At 78.8% G+C, this 1,036-nt stretch carries 1 protein-coding gene and 1 pseudogene; both read left to right on the plus strand.

Going from position 1 to position 1,036, the window contains the following annotated elements:
- Positions 1-457, plus strand: a 457-nt coding sequence (locus IE312_RS27300) for a LysR substrate-binding domain-containing protein (protein WP_229900497.1), incomplete at its 5' end; no start/stop codon positions are given.
- A 160-nt stretch (positions 458-617) separates the two neighbouring features.
- Positions 618-1,036 (plus strand): annotated as a pseudogene (locus IE312_RS42045) (aminoglycoside phosphotransferase family protein); the annotation flags it as partial.

Below are 1,036 nucleotides of genomic sequence, written 5' to 3' on the forward strand. Positions count from 1 at the left end.
CGGCGAGGCGGACCTGGGCTTCGTGGAGGGCCTGAACGTGCCCACGGGCCTGGACTCCGCCGTCATCGCCCACGACCGGCTGATCGTCGTCACCGCGCCGGGCCACCCGTGGGCCCGCCGGCGGCGGCCCGTGACGGCGGCGGAGCTGGCCGCGACCCCGCTCATCCTGCGCGAACGGGGCTCCGGCACCCGCCAGGTCCTCGACGCGGCCCTCGGCGGCCCGGCCCGCCCGCTGATCGAGCTGTCCTCCACCACGGCGGTGAAGGCCTCCGCGGTCAGCGGCGCCGGCCCCTCGGTCCTCAGCGAACTGGCCGTGGGCGAGGAACTGTCGATGCGGCGCCTGGTCAGCATCCCGGTCGAGGGCATGTCGCTCCACCGCGACCTGCGCGCGGTCTGGCCCACGGGCCACCGCCCGACCGGCCCGGCCCGCGAACTGCTGTCCCTGACGCGCGGGTGAGAGCACCCGGGCGGCGCCCACGGACGGCGTCCACCGGGCACACCCCCGGCGGGGTGGAGCCGGCGTGCGGCCGCGCCGCGGAACACGAGCGGACGCCCCGCACCCCGGCCGGCGCAAAACCCTTGGCCACGTCGGCCCGCGGACCGGCACCATGCTCGGCATGACCGTCACCGCCCCGCCCGCCACGGGCGTCCGTGCTCCCTGGGAAGTCCTTCCGGCCGCCGTCCGGGAGGCGGTCGGGGAGGTGCTCGGCGCGCCGGTGGTACGGGCCGTGACGCAGAGCGGCGGGTTCTCGCCCGGGGTGGCCGCCCGGGTCCGCACGGCGGCCGGCCGTACCGGCTTCGTCAAGGCGGTCAGCGCCGAGGCGAACCCGCACAGCCCCGCCCTGCACCGCCGGGAGGCGCGCCACGCCGCCGCGCTGCCGGCCGCCGTGCCGGCGCCCCGGCTGCTCGGCTCGTACGACGACGGCACCTGGGTGGCGCTGGTCTTCGAGGAGGTGGCGGGACGGCAGCCGCACGTGCCCTGGCGGCCGGCGGAACTGCGCCGGGTGCTCGACGCCGTGACCGCGCTCGCCCGCAC

The sequence above is a fragment of the Streptomyces capoamus genome (genome assembly GCF_014654935.1).
GTDB lineage: Bacteria > Actinomycetota > Actinomycetes > Streptomycetales > Streptomycetaceae > Streptomyces > Streptomyces capoamus.